The organism is Streptomyces africanus (assembly GCF_002150735.1).
GTDB classification, from domain to species: Bacteria; Actinomycetota; Actinomycetes; order Streptomycetales; family Streptomycetaceae; genus Streptomyces; species Streptomyces africanus.
On sequence record NZ_MUKA01000180.1, the window covers coordinates 1 to 16,417 of the forward strand.

The following is a 16,417-nucleotide window of genomic DNA, read 5'->3' on the forward strand; positions in this document are numbered from 1 at the left end:
CCCACCCGTGCCGCCCCAGCGGCACGACTGCCCGCAGACGGTGGCGGCTAGCCTTCCAGCTGGCGGCGGCGTTGCTCGCGGAGGCGTTGTTTCTCCGCACGGGTCAGCTTTCGCTGGACTCCGACGCCGCCCCAGAAAGCGAAGCCGGTGATGACGACGCGGGGTGCGCCGGGGGCGCGGGGGACGCCCTCCTCCCGGTGGTCGAAGCCGCCCATGATGCCGATGCCGCGGACGACGACCTCGACGCCGGGCGGGACGATGACGTCCACCCCGCCCATGATCGCGATCGCGTTGATCTCGACCTCGCGGTCCGCGAAGTTCGCCTCGCGCAGGTCGATCTCCCCGCCGCCGCACAGGGCGAGGCAGGTGAACCGCCGGGGCATCGTCCAGCGCCCCTTGCGCTGGAAGCCGGACATCACGGCCACGGCCCACGACGAGGAACCCTCCCCGCCGACGACCCGCCCGGGCCAGTGCGAGCCGTCCGGGCCTGCGGCGGGCTCCTTGGACAGGGACACGGAGGGCGCCGTGACGCCCGCGGCCGGCAGGTCCCGGGTGATCGGCGCCAGTTCGCCGTACGTCCGCGCCTGATACGTCGCGTCCAGCCGCTCCTCGAACTCCGCCATGTCGAGACGGCCCTCCGCGAGGGCGTCCCGCAGGATCTCGGCGACCCGTTCACGGTCGGCGTCGGAGGCGCGGAGGTCCGGGACTGAGTCGTCGGTCATACACAGCAGATTACGAGTTCACCACGCCGGGGGCTACGAGATCGCCCGCTCGGCCTGCTCGGCGTACATCTTCGCGATCACCGCCTCGATGTCCGGCTCCCGCACCGACAGGTCCACCAGCGGGTACTCCGCCGCGATCCGCGCGACGAGCGGTGCCGCGGACTGAGCCGCCGGGAACGCCAGCCACTGCCGCGGACCGTCCACCCGGACGACCCGGGCGGGCGCCGGGGCGTCGATCGGCGGCAGTTCCCGCTCCAGGTCCACCACCAGCGTCCGCTCGCTCTCCCCCGCCTCGTGCAGCCCGGCGAGCGGGCCGTCGTACATCAGGCTCCCGTGGTCGATGACCATCACCCGCTTGCACAACTGCTCGATGTCCTGCAGGTCGTGCGTGGTCAGCAGCACCGTCGTGCCGCGCTCGGTGTTCAACTCCCGCAGGAACTCCCGCACCTTGGACTTGGAGACGACGTCGAGGCCGATGGTCGGCTCGTCGAGGTACAGCACCTCCGGGTCGTGCAGCAGTGCCGCCGCGATGTCGCCGCGCATCCGCTGCCCGAGCGAGAGCTGCCGTACCGGCACGTCCAGCAGGTCGCCCAGGTCGAGGAGTTCGACCAGACGGCCGAGGTTCTCGCGGTAACGGGCGTCCGGGATCCGGTACATGCGGTGCATCAGCCGGTAGGAGTCGACCAGCGGCAGGTCCCACCACAGCGTCGTACGCTGCCCGAACACCACGCCGATGCGGTGCGCGAGCCGGGTGCGTTCGCGGGAGGGGTCGATGCCGGCGACCCGGAGCCGGCCGGCGCTCGGGGTGAGGATGCCGGTCAGCATCTTGATCGTGGTCGACTTGCCGGCGCCGTTGGGGCCGATGTAGCCGACCATCTCGCCGCGTCCCACCCGGAAGGAGATCGAGTCGACGGCCCGGACCTGCCGCCGTTCCCGCTTCATGAAGCCGGTCTTCTTGCGCACGTCGAAGACCTTCTCGACGCCGTCGAGTTCGATGAACCCGCCGTCCGCACCGTCCACGCCGTCCAACGCCGTCAACTCCCTGTACTCCGGTAGGAACGAAGCCCCACCCGCCACGCCATCCCCGCCAGCACACAGCAGGCCACCGCCACCAGCGGCGACGCGAAGACCGCCCACCGGGGCAGCTCGATCGGGTACGGCCGGCCCAGCACATAGGCGGCGGGGACCCAGTTGACGAAGGCGAGCGGCAGCATGAAGGTCACGCCGCGCACCAGGTCCTTCCCGAACACGCTCGGCGGATACTGCAGCAGCGTGGTCCCGCCGTACGTGAACGCGTTCTGCACCTCGGCGGCGTCCTGGGCGAAGATCTGGAAGGCCGCGCCCGCCACGAACACCGCCGAGAAGATCGCCGCGCCGCTGACCACCATCACCGGCACCAGCAGCGCCTTGGGCGCGCTCCAGTCGACGTCGACCGAGACCAGGGCCCAGCCCAGGACCACCGCGCCCTGCGTGATCCGGCCCAGGCGGCGCAGCGCGAAGCGGTCGGCGCCGACCTGGGCGAGCACCGGCGCGGGACGCACGAGCAGGATGTCGAACGACCCGTCGCGCATCCGGGCGCCCAGGACGTCCATCGAGCCGAGCACCAGGTCGGCGATCCCGAACGCCGTCACCGACAGCCCGTACAGGAAGGCGATCTCGGGCAGCGACCAGCCGCCCAGCGAGTCGACCTGCGAGAACATCAGCAGGATCCCCACGAAGTCCAGGCCGGTCACCAGCAGGTTGCCGACCACCGTGACGACGAAGGAGGTGCGGTAGGTCATGCTGGAGCGCATCCACATCCCGGCGATCAGCCGGTAGGCCCGCAGCCCCTCCAGCAGGGCACTGCGCTCACCCACCCTGCACCACCACCCGCCGCGTCGCAGCTGACTGCAGCAGCCGCCCCGCCGCGAGCAGTGCCACCGCCCACGCCGCCTGGAAGGCGAACGCCCCGAGCGGGTCGGTCTCCCCCATCAGCACGTCCGCCGGCATCTGGATCTGCGCCGCCCACGGCAGCACCCGCACGATGTCGCCGAGCAGGCCCGGGAAGGCGTTCAGCGGCAGCACCATGCCGGAGAAGAAGATCCCCGTGATCATCAGCACCTGGTTGACGCCCATGCCGTCCATGAGCCAGAACACGCTCAGGGCCACCAGGTAGCGGAGCGCGAAGCTGACCACCGCCGCCAGCAGGAGCGTGACCACGAAGGCCGCCCAGGGCGTGACCGACGTCGGCAGCGCCATGGGGAAGAAGACCGCGCCGAACGTGAAGGGGACGACGCCCCGCCCCAGCATCTGGAACAGCGCCCGCCCCACGTCGCCCGCCAGCCACCACAGCTGCAGATCGGCCGGCCGGTACAGGTCGACGGCGATCTCGCCGGTGCGGATGCGCTCCATCAGGTCCTTCTCGGCGCCGCCGCCCTGGATGGCGAGGGTCGCGTAGAGGCACTGCCCCAGCCACACATAGGTCACGGCCTGCGCCTGGTCGTACCCTCCCAGATGCGGCTTCTCGTCCCACAGCGCCAGGTACGTGTAGACGAGGATGACGCCGAAGGCCGTGTTGGTGAACACCCCGGCCACCGTGGCCGCCCGGTACGTCGCGTACCGCCTGAAACCCCCGGCGGCGACGGCCAGGTACAACCGTCCCGAGCCCACATCCACAGCCCTCCTCGCCGCCGGGCACCGAAGCGCAGGAGCCTAGTGGACCGGCGATCACGCGTGCCACGCATTTTCGAGGACCGGATCGGGCGCCGCGGGGCGAGTGCGCACCGGCCCAGACGGTACGATCCGTTGCGTCCGCGTGGGCCGAGGCGCCCGTGGCCAGGGCGAGCAGTCGCATCGTCGCCGTGTCCCCTTCAGGCGAAACTCGCGCACGCAAGATCGCGCTCCGAACAGGCGCGCAGGACGGCTCACTTCACCCTGCGTTCGGCTGGGCGTCCGCCCGCGCGCCGCCCGGCTTTCGACACGGCCCTCGGTCAGGGAACTGATCGCCGGATGGGACAGTCTTCATCACAGGGGCGCAAGAGCGAGCAGAGACGTACGGGAACGACGTACGACGCGAAACAGGAGTCCGAGCACGACATGAGTGACGAGCCGCAGCCGCAGCAGCCGACACCGGGCTGGGCACCGAGAGAGCCGCAGGCGGACGGCGACCCGGCCACGCCGCAGGCCACGCCTGCCGGGAAACCCAAGCGCACCGGCTGGCGCCGGATCATCCCGACCTGGCGCATGACGCTCGGCGCGTTCATCATCGGCGCCCTGCTGCTGGTCGGCGGCTTCTTCCTCGGCTACTCACTGGTGCAGATCCCGCCGGCCAACGCGCTCGCCACCAAGCAGGCCAACGTCTACCTGTACGCGGACGGCTCGGTGATCGCCCGCGACGGCGAGATCAACCGGGAGAACGTCACCCTCCCGCGGATCTCCAAGGACGCCCAGCACGCGATCCTGGCCGCCGAGGACCGCGACTTCTACACCGAGTCCGCCGTCGACCCCAAGGCCATGCTCCGCGCGGCCTGGAACACCGCCCTCGGCAAGGGCAAGCAGTCCGGCTCCACGATCACGCAGCAGTACGTGAAAAACTACTACCTGCGCCAGGACCAGACCATCACGCGCAAGGCCAAGGAATTCTTCATCGCGATCAAGCTGGACCGCGAGGTCAGCAAGGACCACATCCTCGAGGGCTACCTCAACACCAGCTACTTCGGCCGCAACGCCTACGGCATCCAGGCCGCCGCCCAGGCCTACTACGGCACGGACGCCACGGACCTCGACCCGGCCCGCTCCGCCTACCTCGCCGCGCTCGTCAACGCGCCCAGCCAGTACGACGTCGTCGCCCACCCCGAGAACCGCAAGGCCGCCGAAGCCCGCTGGAACTACGTCCTGGACGGCATGGTCAAGAAGGGCTGGCTCAGCGAGTCGAAGCGCGCCGGCATGAAGTTCCCGGTGCCGAAGGAGTCCACCCTGTCCACCGGCATGTCGGGACAGCGCGGCTACATCGTGCGGACCGTCAAGGACTACCTCACCCAGAACAAGATCATCGACGAGGGGCAGCTCGACGCGGGCGGCTACCGCATCACCACGACGCTCCAGAAGCCCCGGCAGGACGCGTTCGTGAAGGCCGTCAACGACAAGCTGATCGACAAGCTCGACAAGAAGAACAACAAGGTCGACCGCTACGTCCGCGCGGGCGGCGCCTCCGTCGACCCCAAGACCGGCGAGGTCGTGGCGATGTACAACGGCATCGACTACGTCAAGCAGTACACCCCGAACGCCACCCGCAGGGACTTCCAGGTCGGCTCCACCTTCAAACCGTTCGTGTTCACCGCCGCCGTCGAGAACCACTCGGAGACCCAGGACGGCCGCATGATCACCCCGAACACGATCTACGACGGCACCAACAAGCGCCCCGTCCAGGGCTGGACCGGCGACCCCTACGCCCCCGAGAACGAGGACCAGCACTCCTACGGCGACATCACCGTCACCGAGGCCACCGACAGCTCCGTCAACTCGGTGTACGCACAGATGGCGGCCGACGTCGGCCCCCCGGAGGTCAAGCAGACGGCGATCGACCTCGGCATCCCCGAGAACACCCCCGACCTCGCCGACGGCCCCGCCATCGCGCTCGGTACGGCCACCGCCAGCGTCCTCGACATGGCGGAGGCGTACGCCACGCTCGCCAATCACGGCCGGCACGGCACGTACACGATGGTCAAGAAGGTCACCAAGGAGGGCGCGCCGGTCGACCTGCCCGAGCGGCGCACCCGGCAGGCCGTGAGCCGCGAAGCCGCCGACACCACCACCTCGATGCTGCAGAGCGTCGTCCAGAACGGCACGGCCTCCGCCGCACAGGGCGCGGGCCGCCCCGTCGCCGGCAAGACCGGCACCGCCGAGGAGGACACGGCGGCCTGGTTCGCGGGCTACACCCCCGACCTGGCCACGGTCGTCTCCGTCATGGGCCAGGACCCGGTCACCGCCGCCCACAAATCGCTGTACGGAGTGATGGGCCTGGACCGCGTCAACGGCGGCGGGCCGCCCGCGGAGATCTGGACGCAGTTCACCCAGGACGCCCTCAAGGGCAAGCCCGTCAAGGACTTCGACCTCAGGCTCCAGCCCGGCGCCGACGTCTCCCAGGCCCCCGACACCGAGCCCCCGGCCGACCCGACCACGGGCACCACCGACGGCGGCAGCACATCCACCGGCGGCCAGGAGACCGGCACCCAGACGCCCGGCCAGTCCCCGAGCGCACCCGAGGGGCAGACCGAAGGCCAGACCGACGGCGGCACCACCGACGGCGGCACGGGCGGCGAGTCCCCGACCGGCGGCGGCACCGCGGACGGCGGGACCGGGGACGGCGGCACCGCCACCGACGGCGGCACGACCGACGGCGGCACGACGGAAGGCGGCGGCGACGCGTCCGACGGCGGCGCGACGGGCGGCCCGACGGGCCCCGGCTGGGGCGTGGTCCCGCAGGGCGCCCGCCGCGAATAGATCAGTGACCGCTGGTCGCCTTCAGCCCCACGACGGCGACCAGCAGCAGGCACACGAAGAAGATCCGGGCGGCGGTGGCCGGCTCCCCCAGCACGGCCATGCCGAACACCGCCGCACCGGCCGCCCCGATGCCCACCCACACGCCGTAGGCGGTACCGATGGGCAGGGTCCTGGCGGCCCGGGACAGCAACAGCATGCTGGCGACGATGCCGGCGCCGGTGAGAACGCTGGGCAGCGGGCGCGTGAACCCGTCGGTGTACTTCATACCGACGGACCAGCCGACTTCGAGCAGACCGGCGACGACGAGCAGAACCCAGGCCATGACGGGCACCTCCGGGAAACGGGCTGACGGTGTGGTGCGTCGTCTTTGCCTTCGTCCCGGTACGGCGCGTCTCGTCGGGGGTTCCTCCAACGTAACAAAGCAGCGCGGAAGGGGCCGGTGACTCTCGTCACCGGCCCCTTCGGGTGCTGCTGCCGGATCTACAGATACAGGCCCGTCGAGTCCTCCGAGCCCTCGAACCGGTCCGCGGCCACGGCGTGCAGATCACGCTCGCGCATGAGCACGTACGCGATACCGCGCACCTCGACCTCGGCGCGGTCCTCCGGATCGAACAGAACCCGGTCGCCCGGCTCCACGGTCCGTACGTTCTGCCCCACCGCGACGACCTCGGCCCAGGCCAGCCGCCGGCCGACCGCCGCCGTGGCGGGGATCAGGATGCCGCCGCCGGAACGCCGCTCGCCCTCGCTGGTGTCCTGCCGCACGAGTACGCGGTCGTGCAGCATCCGGATGGGCAGCTTGTCGGGATGGGTGCTGTGCTCGTTTCTCTTGGCGCTCACGCCTTGAAACCTACCTGTCTTCCCCGTGGACGTACGCGGTCGGGTCAGCCCTTGCGCCGCCGCGTGCTGACGGCCAGCAGCCCGACCACGCCGACGACGACGAGCGCGAGGGGCACGACCCGCTCCAGCCGCGGCGCCCCGTCCTCGTCCACGAACCGGGCGCGCACGTCCGTGACGGCCCGGTTGACCTCCACGTACGCCCGCCCGAGGGTGTGATCGATGTTGGACGCGACCTTGGCCTTGGCGTCCCCGACGATGGTCTTCGGGTGCACCCGCACCCCGATCTCGTCGAGGGTCTCGGCCAGGGTCGCGCGGCGGCGCCTGATGTCCGCCTCGATCTGCGCCGGGGTCCTGGTGTCCGCCGTGTCCGCCACCGTGTCGCCTCCGAAGTCGGTATGAAGCCTGTGCCGGACAGTCTGTCAGCTCCACGGCTCATAGCACTGTCCCGACCCCCGGTTAGGCTGGTCCGATGAGCGAGCGACTCCAGCCGGGGGACGTGGCCCCCGCCTTCACCCTGCCCGACGCCGACGGCACCGAGGTGTCCCTGTCGGACCACAAGGGCCGCAAGGTCATCGTGTACTTCTACCCGGCCGCCCTCACCCCCGGCTGCACCAAGCAGGCCTGCGACTTCACGGACAACCTGGAGCTGCTGACGGGCGCGGGCTACGACGTCATCGGCATCTCCCCCGACAAGCCCGAGAAGCTGGCCAAGTTCCGCGACAAGGAGTCCCTGAAGGTCACGCTGCTGGCCGACCCGGACAAGCGGGTCCTGGACGCCTACGGCGCCTTCGGCGAGAAGAAGAACTACGGCAAGACCTACATGGGCGTCATCCGCTCCACGATCGTCGTGGACGAGGAGGGCAAGGTCGAGCGCGCGCTGTACAACGTCCGGGCGACGGGTCACGTAGCGAAGATCATCAAGGATCTGGGGATCTGAGGTCCCCTGCCCGATTTCTGGAACGGCTCGTACCGGAGTGGTCCGGTACGAGCCGTTCCGCATTTCGGGCGTGACTGTCCGATAAACGGTTCGTTACTCCGTGCGAGATCACGAATGGGTGGTCGAGGGTGGAGTGACGGAGGGGCGCGATGGGGGCGAGTGCGTACACCAGGGAGCGGCTGGAGGAGGCGGCTCGGGGGGCGCGGACGTTGTCTGAGGCGTTGGTGCGGCTGGGGGTGGATCCGAAGAGTTCTACGCGGCGGTATGTGCACGGGCGGATGAAGAAGCTGGGGGTGGACGTGTCGCACTTCGAGCGGGAGGGGGTGAAGTGGACGAGGGATGTCCTTGAGCGGGCGGTGGCGGCGTCGACGAACATGGTCGAGGTCCTGCGGCACCTCGGGCTGGAGGTGGTCGGGGGGCATCACACGCACATCAGCCGCAAAATCAAGGCGTACGGGATCGACACGTCGCACTTCCAGGTGACGGGGCGCGGTAAGCCTCGACGGAGGCCAGGAAGTCTGCTCGTCAAGCAACCGTCCGACAGCGCCCGGCGCATTGCGAGTAATCGACTCAAGCGGGCAATGCTCGGGCAGGGAGTGGAAGAACGCTGCTCCCTTTGCGGGGTCGAGGCGGTGTGGCGCGGCGAACCACTGCCGCTCGAGGTCGATCACATCGACAGCGACTGGCGCAACAACCGCATCGACAACCTGCGCTTGCTCTGCCCCAACTGCCATTCCACAGCGGACAGTTACAGAGGACGGGGCAAGGGACGCGCGAAGGAACGTGCCTCATGAGCAGGCGGCGAGCCCGGCCCACTCCCGAGGAACTGCGCATCGCCGTCGCCCAGTCCGTCTCCCTCGCAGAGGTGCTGCGGCACCTTGGACGGCCGGACAACGGCGGGCAGCGAGCGATGGTGCGCCAGTGGATCAGCCAGCAGCACATCGACACGGCGCATTTTCTGGGACAGGCACACAACCGGGGCAAACCGGGAACCATCCCGGCCAAGCGCCCCGAGGAGATTTTGGTCCGGCACGACGGCGAGCGCAGGACCAGCACCTCGCTGTTGCGCCGCGCGCTCGCAGCCGTTGGCGTGCCTGAGCGGTGCGCACGGTGTGGCATCGGCCCCGAGTGGCTCGGCAAGTCCATGACGCTGGAGGTCGATCACATCAACGGGTACTGGAGCGACGACCGGCGCGAAAACCTGCGGCTGCTGTGCTCGAATTGCCACGCGATCACCAGGACGTGGTGCCGAGGAGGCCGCCGAGCGGTCCGCCAGGCCAAGTAGAGTAGGCAGCGCTGTGGGCCCGTACCCCAGCAGGCAAGAGGGCGCCGGTTTAGGTCCGGTGTGTCGTGGGTTCGAGTCCCACCGGGCTCATCCACGAAGGGCGCACCACTCAGTGGGGCGCCCTTCTCCATGCCGTCAGCCGAGCAGCTCCCGCACCACCGGCACCAACGCCCGGAACGCCTCCCCCCGATGGCTGATCGCGTTCTTCTCCTGCGGAGTCAGTTCCGCGCAGGTCCGGGTCTCGCCCTCCGGCTGGAGGATCGGGTCGTAGCCGAAGCCGTGCGTGCCGGTCGGCTCGTGGCGGAGGACTCCGCGCAGTTGGCCTTCCACCACCCGCTCCGTGCCGTCCGGCAGGGCCAGTGCCGCCGCGCAGGCGAAGTGGGCGCCACGGTGTTCCTCGGCGATGTCGGAGAGCTGGGCGAGGAGGAGATCCAGGTTGGCCTTGTCGTCGCCGTGGCGGCCGGACCAGCGGGCGGAGAAGATGCCGGGGGCGCCGTTGAGGACGTCGACGCAGAGGCCCGAGTCGTCGGCGACGGCCGGGAGGCCCGTCGCCCGGGCCAGGGCGTGGGCCTTCAGCAGCGCGTTCTCCGCGAAGGTGACGCCGGTTTCCTTGACGTCGGGGATGTCCGGGTAGGCGTCGGCGCCGACGAGTTCGTGCGGCAGCCCGGCTTCGGCGAGGATCGCCCGGAGCTCGGTGATCTTTCCGGCGTTACGAGTGGCGAGGATCAGACGACTCATGGCCCCCAGTATTGCCGGGCCCAGGACGCGCCCCGTCAGGGGCGCGGGGCTGTGACATATGCGGCTCCGCCGCGTGGGCGCGATCAACCACGACGGACCCGCATCTGGCCCCGACCGAAACCCGGCAGACGAGAAGCCCGGCCCAGCCAGCGCAGCGCTACGGCGTGCAGACCTTGGTCAGTTCGCCCGCCGCGTCCGTGACCGGGCTGATGTCGGGTGTCTCGTCGCCGTTCTTGACCGCCGTACGGACGTTGCCGACGGCCTTGTTGAGGTCGTCGACGGCCTTGTTGACGTCCGCGTTGTCGGTCTTGTCGCCGATCTTGGTGAGGTTCTTGTCGATGGAGTCGAGGGACTCGTCGAGCTGCGTCGGGTCGTTCGCGGCGTTGTCGACGGCCTGCTGGAGTTCCGTGACGCTGTCGGCGATGGCGTCGGCGGTCTGGACGCAGTCCAGCGCCTTGTCGACGGCGGCGCAGCCGGTGGTGAGTCCGGCGGTCAGCGCGACGGCCGCCAGGGTGGCGGCGACGGCTGCGGTGCGGCGTCGGCGGCTCGCGGCCATGGAGCGGTCCCTCTCGTCGGTCGGGCCGGGCGGCCCGTGTGGCTGGCCGGACGCACAGGGATGAGCCGTGCGCCCGTACTCCTTCAGACGCGAGTGTGCTCGGCGCGGTTGCCCGTGCCGAGCACCCGTCTTGGTGCGTCCTTTACTTTTCGAGGACGGTATCAAGCGCGGTGCGCTGGTGGGCGGCGAGTTCTGTGCAGCCGGCGACGGCGAGGTCGAGGAGGGCGTTCAGTTCGTCGCGGGCGAAGGGTTCGGCCTCGGCGGTGCCCTGGACCTCGACGAAGCGGCCGTCGCCGGTGCAGACGACGTTCATGTCGGTGTCGGCCTTGACGTCTTCCTCGTAGCGGAGGTCGAGGAGGGGGACGCCGGCGACGATGCCCACGGAGACGGCGCTGACGGTGCCGGTGAGGGGCTGGCGGCCGGTTTTGATCAGCTTCTTGCGCTGGGCCCAGGCGACGGCGTCGGCCAGGGCGACGTAGGCGCCCGTGATGGCTGCCGTGCGGGTGCCGCCGTCGGCCTGGAGAACGTCGCAGTCGAGGACGATGGTGTTCTCGCCGAGTGCCTTGTAGTCGATGACGGCGCGGAGCGAGCGGCCGATGAGGCGGCTGATCTCGTGGGTGCGGCCGCCGATGCGGCCCTTGACGGACTCGCGGTCGCCGCGGGTGTTGGTGGCGCGCGGCAGCATGGAGTACTCGGCGGTGACCCAGCCTTCACCGCTGCCCTTGCGCCAGCGCGGGACGCCTTCGGTGACGGAGGCGGTGCAGAGGACCTTGGTGTCGCCGAAGGAGACGAGGACGGAGCCTTCGGCGTGCTTGCTCCAGCCGCGTTCGATGGTGATCGGGCGGAGTTGCTGGGGGGTGCGGCCGTCGATTCGAGACATGCCGCTGAGCCTATCCGTACCTGCGGAAGGGGCCCCTCCCGCGGTGGGGAGGGGCCCGTACGGTCGGCCTCGGGGGTCTGTCAGGGGTTGAAGCCCGGGACGATCCCCGCGCTTCACATCAGGTCTTCGATCTCCGCGGCGATGGGGTCGGCGTCGGTGCCGATGACGACCTGGATGGCGGTGCCCATCTTGACGACGCCGTGGGCGCCGGCGGCCTTCAGGGCGGTCTCGTCGACCTTGGAGGGGTCCACGACCTCGGTCCGCAGGCGGGTGATGCAGCCTTCGACCTCTTCGATGTTGTCGATGCCGCCGAGCCCGGCAACGATCTTCTCAGCCTTTGTGGCCATGTTCGTTCTCCCTGATCGAACCGCTTTGTCGCAGTAACCCACAGTGGGCGCAACAGGTCTACACCACGAGCCCGCCTCTTCACAAAGGGGCCGGGGGCCGTGGCCTCCGGTTCGTCGCAGGCGGGCGGAATTCGTGGGTTCCACTCGTTCGGCCTACCGTGCTACAACTGGTCTACACCACTCACTGGTGGAGGTCGCGCGGTGGAGACCGCGTTCCCCTTTTGAGACGCCGCCGTCCCCCGTCGAACTCTTCCTGGGCGGCGCCGTGCCCCATGGAGGAAGTTCATGTCCACAGCCACAGCCGCGCCCGCGAGCCCGAGGAAGGGGTCTGCGGTGATGGCGGTCCTGCAGCGTATCGGCCGCAGCCTCATGCTGCCCGTCGCCGTGCTGCCGGCCGCCGCGCTCCTGGTCCGCCTCGGCAACACCGACATGCTGGGGCGGGAGTCGTTCCCGGAGTTCATCACCAAGATCGCGGGCTTCATGACCGCGGGCGGCAACGCGATCCTCGACAACATGCCGCTGCTGTTCGCCGTGGGCATCGCGATCGGCTTCGCGAAGAAGTCGGACGGCTCGACCGCTCTCGCCGCCGTCGTCGGCTACCTGGTCTTCAAGAACGTGCTGGCCACGTTCACCGACCCGAACCTGCCCAAGGTGGCGACGGCGGTCGACGGCAAGGTCGTCATGACGGACGCGCCGGTGGACGCCAAGGTGCTCGGCGGTGTGGTGATGGGCCTCGTCGTCGCCCTGCTCTACCAGCGCTTCTACCGCACCAAGCTGCCCGACTGGGCGGGCTTCTTCGGCGGCCGCCGCCTGGTGCCGATCCTGTCGGCCTTCGCGGGCCTGGTCATCGGCATCGTCTTCGGCTACATATGGCCGGTCCTCGGCACGGCCCTGCACAACCTCGGCGAGTGGCTGGTGGGCTCCGGGGCCGTCGGCGCGGGCATCTTCGGTGTCGCCAACCGCGCGCTGATCCCGATCGGCATGCACCACCTGCTGAACTCCTTCCCCTGGTTCCAGGCCGGCACCTACGAGGGCAAGAGCGGCGACATCGCGCGGTTCCTGGCGGGCGACCCGAGCGCCGGACAGTTCATGACCGGCTTCTTCCCGATCATGATGTTCGCCCTGCCGGCCGCCTGCCTGGCGATCGTGCACTGCGCCCGGCCCGAGCGCCGCAAGGTCGTCGGCGGCATGATGATCTCCCTCGCGCTGACCTCGTTCGTCACGGGCGTCACCGAGCCGATCGAGTTCACCTTCATGTTCATCGCCCCGGTGCTGTACGCGATCCACGCCGTGCTCACCGGTGTCTCGATGGCGCTGACCTGGGCCCTGGGGATGAAGGACGGCTTCGGCTTCTCGGCCGGTGCGGTGGACTTCTTCCTGAACCTGGGCATCGCGACCAACCCGTGGGGCCTGGCCCTGGTGGGCCTGTGCTTCGCGGCGGTCTACTACGTGGTCTTCCGCTTCGCGATCACCAGGTTCAACCTGCCGACGCCGGGCCGCGAGTCCGACGAGGAACTCGCCGAGCTGCAGAAGGCGGAGGCGAAGTAGCCCGCACACGCCGCACACGCTGAAGGCCCCGGAACCGCTTCGGTTCCGGGGCCTCGTCGTGCTCGGGTGCTCAGAGTTCGTACGTCTGCCGGGGCGCCGCGAGGGCCACCGGACCGTCGTACACCGCGCGGGCGTCGTCCAGGTTGGCCTGCGGGTCCGTCCACGGCGGGATGTGGGTGAGGACGAGGCGCCGGGCCCCTGCCCGGGCCGCCGTCTCGCCCGCCTCGCGACCGTTGAGGTGCAGGTCGGGGATGTTCTCCTTGCCGTGCGTGAACGCCGCCTCGCACAGGAACAGGTCGGCGTCCCGGGCGAGTTCGTCCAGCGCGGGGCTCACGCCGGTGTCGCCGGAGTACGTCAGGGTCCTGCCGTCGTGTTCGACGCGGATGCCGTACGCCTCCACGGGGTGGGCCACCCGCTCGGTGTGCACCGTGAAGGGACCGATCTCGAAGGTGGACGGCTTGACCGTGTGGAAGTCGAAGACCTCGCTCATGGAGGAGGCGGAGGGGGTGTCCGCGTAGGCGGTGGTCAGCCGGTGTTCCGTGCCTTCCGGTCCGTAGACGGGGAGCGGGTCGCAGCGGCCGCCGTCGTGGCGGTAGTAGCGCGCGACGAAGTACGCGCACATGTCGATGCAGTGGTCGGCGTGCAGATGGCTGAGGAAGATCGCGTCGAGGTCGTAGAGACCGCAGTGGCGCTGCAACTCGCCCAGGGCACCGTTGCCCATGTCGAGGAGCAGCCGGAAGCCGTCGGCCTCGACGAGGTAGCTCGAGCAGGCCGATTCCGCGGACGGGAACGACCCCGAGCAGCCGACGACGGTGAGCTTCATGTAGCAGAAACCTCCGCTGGCGGGAAATGTCTGAGAGGGGCGTCGGGGGTCGTGCGGTGCGTCGAGCGTAAGGCGCAAAACCTCCGGTAGCTCCTCCGCCAAGGGCTGTTGTGGGCGAACTCACCTGTGCTGTCACCGGTTCGGCTGGCAGCGCCGGGGGGTGATCCTCGGGAGAGGGGCGCGGGGGAGGGATGGCGCCGGTAACGTCTCAGTATGGACACGTCCTGGTGGCTGGCGCTCGCCGCGGTGGTACTGCTCGCGCTCGTCGCCACGCTCGTCGACGGCTGGGGGCGGCGGTCGTCGGCGCGGCGGGGCCGGACGGCGGCCGCGGCCGCGGCGGTGGCGGGGTTGCCGCAGCCGGCGGAGATCTGGTGGGCGGACGTCCCCTACGAGGACGAGGCGCGCACGAAGGACCGGCCGTGCCTGGTGCTGGCGGTGCGCGGGGAGCGGGCGACGGTCGCGAAGATCACCACCCGGTTCCGGCACGAGCGCACCGGCGTGATCCCCCTGCCTCCGGGCTCGGTCGGCGACTCCCAGGGCCGGGCGAGCTTCCTGGAGACGGATGAGCTGCGGGAGGTCCCGGTGTGGGGCTTCAGGCGGCGGATCGGGGTGGTGGACCCGGCGTTGTGGGACCAGGTCCGGTATCTGGCCGGGTGACACGCACAAGGGCCGGAGTTCTCACTCCGGCCCTTCCTTGGGTGGTCTGCCGTCGGGTTACGCCCAGAGCTGGCCCTGGAGCGTTTCGATGGCCTCTTCCGTCGTGGTCGCCGTGTAGACGCCGGTCGACAGGTACTTCCAGCCGCCGTCGGCGACGACGAAGACGATGTCGGCCTGTTCGCCGGCCTTGACGGCCTTCTTGCCGACGCCGATCGCCGCGTGCAGCGCGGCGCCCGTGGAGACGCCGGCGAAGATGCCCTCCTGCTGGAGCAGTTCGCGGGTGCGGGTGACCGCGTCGGCCGAGCCGACCGAGAAGCGGCTGGTGAGGACCGAGGCGTCGTACAGCTCGGGGACGAAGCCCTCGTCGAGGTTGCGCAGGCCGTAGACCAGGTCGTCGTAGCGCGGTTCGGCGGCGACGATCTGGACGTCCGGCTTGTGTTCGCGCAGGTAGCGGCCCACTCCCATGAGTGTGCCGGTGGTGCCGAGGCCCGCCACGAAGTGGGTGACGGAGGGCAGGTCCGCGAGGATCTCGGGGCCCGTCGTCGCATAGTGGGCGCCCGCGTTGTCCGGGTTGCCGTACTGGTAGAGCATCACCCAGTCCGGGTGCTCGGCCGAGAGCTCCTTGGCGACGCGCACGGCGGTGTTGGAGCCGCCCGCGGCCGGGGAGGAGATGATCTCGGCGCCCCACATGGCCAGCAGGTCGCGCCGTTCCTGCGAGGTGTTCTCCGGCATCACGCACACGATGCGGTAGCCCTTTAGCTTCGCCGCCATGGCCAGGGAGATGCCGGTGTTGCCGGACGTCGGCTCCAGGATGGTGCAACCCGGGGTCAGGCGGCCGTCCTTCTCCGCCTGCTCGATCATGTACAGGGCGGGGCGGTCCTTGACCGATCCGGTCGGGTTGCGGTCCTCCAGCTTCGCCCAGATGCGGACGTCGGCGGACGGCGACAGCCGCGGCAGGCGCACCAGGGGGGTGTTGCCGACCGCGGCCAGGGGTGAGTCGTATCGCATCGGTGATCAGACCATGCCGCCGGCGACGGCCGGCAGGATCGTGATGTTGTCGCCGTCCGTCAGCTTGGTGTTGATGCCGTCGAGGAAGCGCACGTCCTCGTCGTTCAGGTAGACGTTGACGAAGCGGCGCAGCTGGTCGCCTTCGACGATGCGGGCCTGGATGCCGGCGTGCCGCGTCTCGAGGTCGGCGAACAGCTCGGCGAGGGTGTCACCGCTGCCCTCCACCGCCTTCTGACCGTCGGTGTACTGGCGGAGGATGGTCGGGATGCGGACCTCGATGGCCATGGCTCAGGGCTCCTGTCGGGAGTAGTCAGTCGGGCGCGCGGCAGCGCAGGAACAGCGGGGTGGTGCGTGTGTGCAGCGCCGCGGCTCACGGCCGTACGGCGGCAGGGGTCGGCGTCAACAGATGGCGCTGGCGAGCCTGCACAGGTCGACGTGCAGCCGCGCAACGAGCAGCGTGCCCGGCGTCTTGTCGCTCACGTCGTGGAAAACCATGGGCTCATCGTATCGATTCCCGGTCCGGGTTCTGGAATGTGATCCCACATCGCGGACGATTTCGGGCCGGAGAGTGAGACCGGCCTGTTCAGCCCCGTCCATA

The 16,417-nt window shown here is 69.9% G+C and carries 21 protein-coding genes, 1 tRNA gene and 1 riboswitch; of the genes, 7 read left to right on the plus strand and 15 right to left on the minus strand.

The window, feature by feature from the left end:
* Positions 1-47: 47 nt before the first annotated feature.
* From CCL05_RS21755 to CCL05_RS21770, 4 genes are read right to left on the minus strand one after another with little or no spacing between them, the layout of a single operon-like run.
* Entirely contained in the window at positions 48-722 is a 675-nt protein-coding gene (locus CCL05_RS21755; protein WP_086562161.1) for a DUF1707 SHOCT-like domain-containing protein, read from the minus strand.
* 33 nt (positions 723-755) lie between these two features.
* Positions 756-1,751 carry an ABC transporter ATP-binding protein gene (locus tag CCL05_RS21760; RefSeq protein ID WP_244204349.1) on the minus strand — a complete coding sequence of 332 codons (996 nt, stop codon included), beginning with the start codon at positions 1,749-1,751 and terminating at the stop codon, positions 756-758.
* 5 nt (positions 1,752-1,756) lie between these two features.
* A complete protein-coding gene (locus CCL05_RS21765; RefSeq protein WP_086562163.1) occupies positions 1,757-2,578 on the minus strand; it encodes an ABC transporter permease in 822 nt (273 codons plus the stop codon).
* The gene (locus CCL05_RS21770; RefSeq protein WP_167409592.1) at positions 2,571-3,371 is read right to left on the minus strand and encodes an ABC transporter permease; all 801 of its coding nucleotides are present in this window, start codon (positions 3,369-3,371) and stop codon (positions 2,571-2,573) included. Before CCL05_RS21770 ends, CCL05_RS21765 begins: the two co-directional genes overlap by 8 nt.
* Before the next feature lie 426 nt (positions 3,372-3,797).
* On the opposite strand from CCL05_RS21770, the gene CCL05_RS21775 reads away from it, so the two are divergent.
* Positions 3,798-6,203: a transglycosylase domain-containing protein gene (locus CCL05_RS21775; RefSeq protein WP_086562165.1), complete on the plus strand. Its 2,406-nt coding sequence runs from the start codon at positions 3,798-3,800 to the stop codon at positions 6,201-6,203.
* Between the two features lies 1 nt (position 6,204).
* Here the strand turns inward: CCL05_RS21775 and CCL05_RS21780 are convergent, their stop codons facing one another.
* From CCL05_RS21780 to CCL05_RS21790, 3 genes are all read right to left on the minus strand, one after another.
* Complete coding sequence (locus CCL05_RS21780) at positions 6,205-6,525, minus strand: DMT family transporter (RefSeq protein ID WP_086562166.1); 321 nt, start codon at positions 6,523-6,525, stop codon at positions 6,205-6,207.
* A 33-nt stretch (positions 6,526-6,558) separates the two neighbouring features.
* Positions 6,559-6,626, minus strand: a riboswitch (guanidine-III (ykkC-III) riboswitch).
* A 57-nt stretch (positions 6,627-6,683) separates the two neighbouring features.
* A complete protein-coding gene (locus CCL05_RS21785) occupies positions 6,684-7,040 on the minus strand; it encodes a GroES family chaperonin (RefSeq protein ID WP_010040015.1) in 357 nt (118 codons plus the stop codon).
* Between the two features lie 44 nt (positions 7,041-7,084).
* Entirely contained in the window at positions 7,085-7,414 is a 330-nt protein-coding gene (locus CCL05_RS21790) for a DUF3618 domain-containing protein (protein WP_086562167.1), read from the minus strand.
* Between the two features lie 95 nt (positions 7,415-7,509).
* On the opposite strand from CCL05_RS21790, the gene bcp reads away from it, so the two are divergent.
* The 4 genes from bcp (at position 7,510) to CCL05_RS21810 (ending at position 9,352) form a co-directional block, all read left to right on the plus strand.
* Positions 7,510-7,977: a thioredoxin-dependent thiol peroxidase gene (gene bcp, locus CCL05_RS21795; protein WP_086562168.1), complete on the plus strand. Its 468-nt coding sequence runs from the start codon at positions 7,510-7,512 to the stop codon at positions 7,975-7,977.
* A 149-nt stretch (positions 7,978-8,126) separates the two neighbouring features.
* Positions 8,127-8,771, plus strand: a complete 645-nt coding sequence (locus CCL05_RS21800) for an HNH endonuclease signature motif containing protein (protein WP_086562169.1) — start codon at positions 8,127-8,129, stop codon at positions 8,769-8,771.
* Positions 8,768-9,262 carry an HNH endonuclease gene (locus CCL05_RS21805; RefSeq protein WP_107400497.1) on the plus strand — a complete coding sequence of 165 codons (495 nt, stop codon included), beginning with the start codon at positions 8,768-8,770 and terminating at the stop codon, positions 9,260-9,262. Before CCL05_RS21800 ends, CCL05_RS21805 begins: the two co-directional genes overlap by 4 nt.
* 15 nt (positions 9,263-9,277) lie before the next feature.
* A tRNA-Leu gene (locus tag CCL05_RS21810) sits at positions 9,278-9,352 on the plus strand.
* A 45-nt stretch (positions 9,353-9,397) separates the two neighbouring features.
* Here the strand turns inward: CCL05_RS21810 and rdgB are convergent.
* The 4 genes from rdgB to CCL05_RS21830 form a co-directional block, all read right to left on the minus strand.
* A complete protein-coding gene (rdgB, locus tag CCL05_RS21815; RefSeq protein WP_086562170.1) occupies positions 9,398-10,000 on the minus strand; it encodes an RdgB/HAM1 family non-canonical purine NTP pyrophosphatase in 603 nt (200 codons plus the stop codon).
* Positions 10,001-10,157: 157 nt separating this feature from the next.
* On the minus strand, positions 10,158-10,556 hold the full coding sequence (locus CCL05_RS21820; RefSeq protein ID WP_086562171.1) for a hypothetical protein: 399 nt from the start codon (positions 10,554-10,556) through the stop codon (positions 10,158-10,160).
* Positions 10,557-10,698: 142 nt separating this feature from the next.
* Entirely contained in the window at positions 10,699-11,436 is a 738-nt protein-coding gene (rph, locus tag CCL05_RS21825; RefSeq protein WP_086562172.1) for a ribonuclease PH, read from the minus strand.
* Between the two features lie 113 nt (positions 11,437-11,549).
* Positions 11,550-11,783 (minus strand): PTS sugar transporter subunit IIB, encoded by a 234-nt coding sequence (locus CCL05_RS21830; RefSeq protein ID WP_086562173.1) that lies wholly within the window; start codon positions 11,781-11,783, stop codon positions 11,550-11,552.
* A gap of 285 nt (positions 11,784-12,068) precedes the next feature.
* Between CCL05_RS21830 and CCL05_RS21835 the strand changes: the two genes are divergently transcribed.
* Positions 12,069-13,331 (plus strand): PTS transporter subunit EIIC, encoded by a 1,263-nt coding sequence (locus CCL05_RS21835; RefSeq protein WP_086562174.1) that lies wholly within the window; start codon positions 12,069-12,071, stop codon positions 13,329-13,331.
* Positions 13,332-13,401: 70 nt separating this feature from the next.
* On the opposite strand, the gene CCL05_RS21840 is transcribed toward CCL05_RS21835, so the two are convergent.
* The gene (locus tag CCL05_RS21840; protein WP_086562175.1) at positions 13,402-14,154 is read right to left on the minus strand and encodes an MBL fold metallo-hydrolase; all 753 of its coding nucleotides are present in this window, start codon (positions 14,152-14,154) and stop codon (positions 13,402-13,404) included.
* Between the two features lie 213 nt (positions 14,155-14,367).
* Between CCL05_RS21840 and CCL05_RS21845 the strand changes: the two genes are divergently transcribed.
* Positions 14,368-14,811: a type II toxin-antitoxin system PemK/MazF family toxin gene (locus tag CCL05_RS21845; RefSeq protein ID WP_086562176.1), complete on the plus strand. Its 444-nt coding sequence runs from the start codon at positions 14,368-14,370 to the stop codon at positions 14,809-14,811.
* 57 nt (positions 14,812-14,868) lie between these two features.
* Here the strand turns inward: CCL05_RS21845 and CCL05_RS21850 are convergent, their stop codons facing one another.
* The 3 genes from CCL05_RS21850 to CCL05_RS47300 form a co-directional block, all read right to left on the minus strand.
* The gene (locus CCL05_RS21850) at positions 14,869-15,819 is read right to left on the minus strand and encodes a PLP-dependent cysteine synthase family protein (RefSeq protein WP_086562177.1); all 951 of its coding nucleotides are present in this window, start codon (positions 15,817-15,819) and stop codon (positions 14,869-14,871) included.
* 6 nt (positions 15,820-15,825) lie between these two features.
* Positions 15,826-16,104: a MoaD/ThiS family protein gene (locus CCL05_RS21855; RefSeq protein WP_086562178.1), complete on the minus strand. Its 279-nt coding sequence runs from the start codon at positions 16,102-16,104 to the stop codon at positions 15,826-15,828.
* Between the two features lie 114 nt (positions 16,105-16,218).
* Positions 16,219-16,314 (minus strand): putative leader peptide, encoded by a 96-nt coding sequence (locus tag CCL05_RS47300; RefSeq protein WP_317926516.1) that lies wholly within the window; start codon positions 16,312-16,314, stop codon positions 16,219-16,221.
* Between the last annotated feature and the right edge of the window lie 103 nt (positions 16,315-16,417).

Excerpts from the sequence above, each read along its gene's own strand:
- CCL05_RS21755 (WP_086562161.1), bottom strand. The coding sequence starts at position 722 with ATGACCGACGACTCAGTCCCGGACCTCCGCGCCTCCGACGCCGACCGT.
- CCL05_RS21775 (WP_086562165.1), top strand. The coding sequence starts at position 3,798 with ATGAGTGACGAGCCGCAGCCGCAGCAGCCGACACCGGGCTGGGCACCG.
- CCL05_RS21780 (WP_086562166.1), bottom strand. The coding sequence starts at position 6,525 with ATGGCCTGGGTTCTGCTCGTCGTCGCCGGTCTGCTCGAAGTCGGCTGG.
- bcp (WP_086562168.1), top strand. The coding sequence starts at position 7,510 with ATGAGCGAGCGACTCCAGCCGGGGGACGTGGCCCCCGCCTTCACCCTG.
- CCL05_RS21800 (WP_086562169.1), top strand. The coding sequence starts at position 8,127 with ATGGGGGCGAGTGCGTACACCAGGGAGCGGCTGGAGGAGGCGGCTCGG.
- CCL05_RS21805 (WP_107400497.1), top strand. The coding sequence starts at position 8,768 with ATGAGCAGGCGGCGAGCCCGGCCCACTCCCGAGGAACTGCGCATCGCC.
- rdgB (WP_086562170.1), bottom strand. The coding sequence starts at position 10,000 with ATGAGTCGTCTGATCCTCGCCACTCGTAACGCCGGAAAGATCACCGAG.
- CCL05_RS21820 (WP_086562171.1), bottom strand. The coding sequence starts at position 10,556 with ATGGCCGCGAGCCGCCGACGCCGCACCGCAGCCGTCGCCGCCACCCTG.
- rph (WP_086562172.1), bottom strand. The coding sequence starts at position 11,436 with ATGTCTCGAATCGACGGCCGCACCCCCCAGCAACTCCGCCCGATCACC.
- CCL05_RS21830 (WP_086562173.1), bottom strand. The coding sequence starts at position 11,783 with ATGGCCACAAAGGCTGAGAAGATCGTTGCCGGGCTCGGCGGCATCGAC.
- CCL05_RS21835 (WP_086562174.1), top strand. The coding sequence starts at position 12,069 with ATGTCCACAGCCACAGCCGCGCCCGCGAGCCCGAGGAAGGGGTCTGCG.
- CCL05_RS21840 (WP_086562175.1), bottom strand. The coding sequence starts at position 14,154 with ATGAAGCTCACCGTCGTCGGCTGCTCGGGGTCGTTCCCGTCCGCGGAA.
- CCL05_RS21845 (WP_086562176.1), top strand. The coding sequence starts at position 14,368 with ATGGACACGTCCTGGTGGCTGGCGCTCGCCGCGGTGGTACTGCTCGCG.
- CCL05_RS21850 (WP_086562177.1), bottom strand. The coding sequence starts at position 15,819 with ATGCGATACGACTCACCCCTGGCCGCGGTCGGCAACACCCCCCTGGTG.
- CCL05_RS21855 (WP_086562178.1), bottom strand. The coding sequence starts at position 16,104 with ATGGCCATCGAGGTCCGCATCCCGACCATCCTCCGCCAGTACACCGAC.
- CCL05_RS47300 (WP_317926516.1), bottom strand. The coding sequence starts at position 16,314 with ATGGTTTTCCACGACGTGAGCGACAAGACGCCGGGCACGCTGCTCGTT.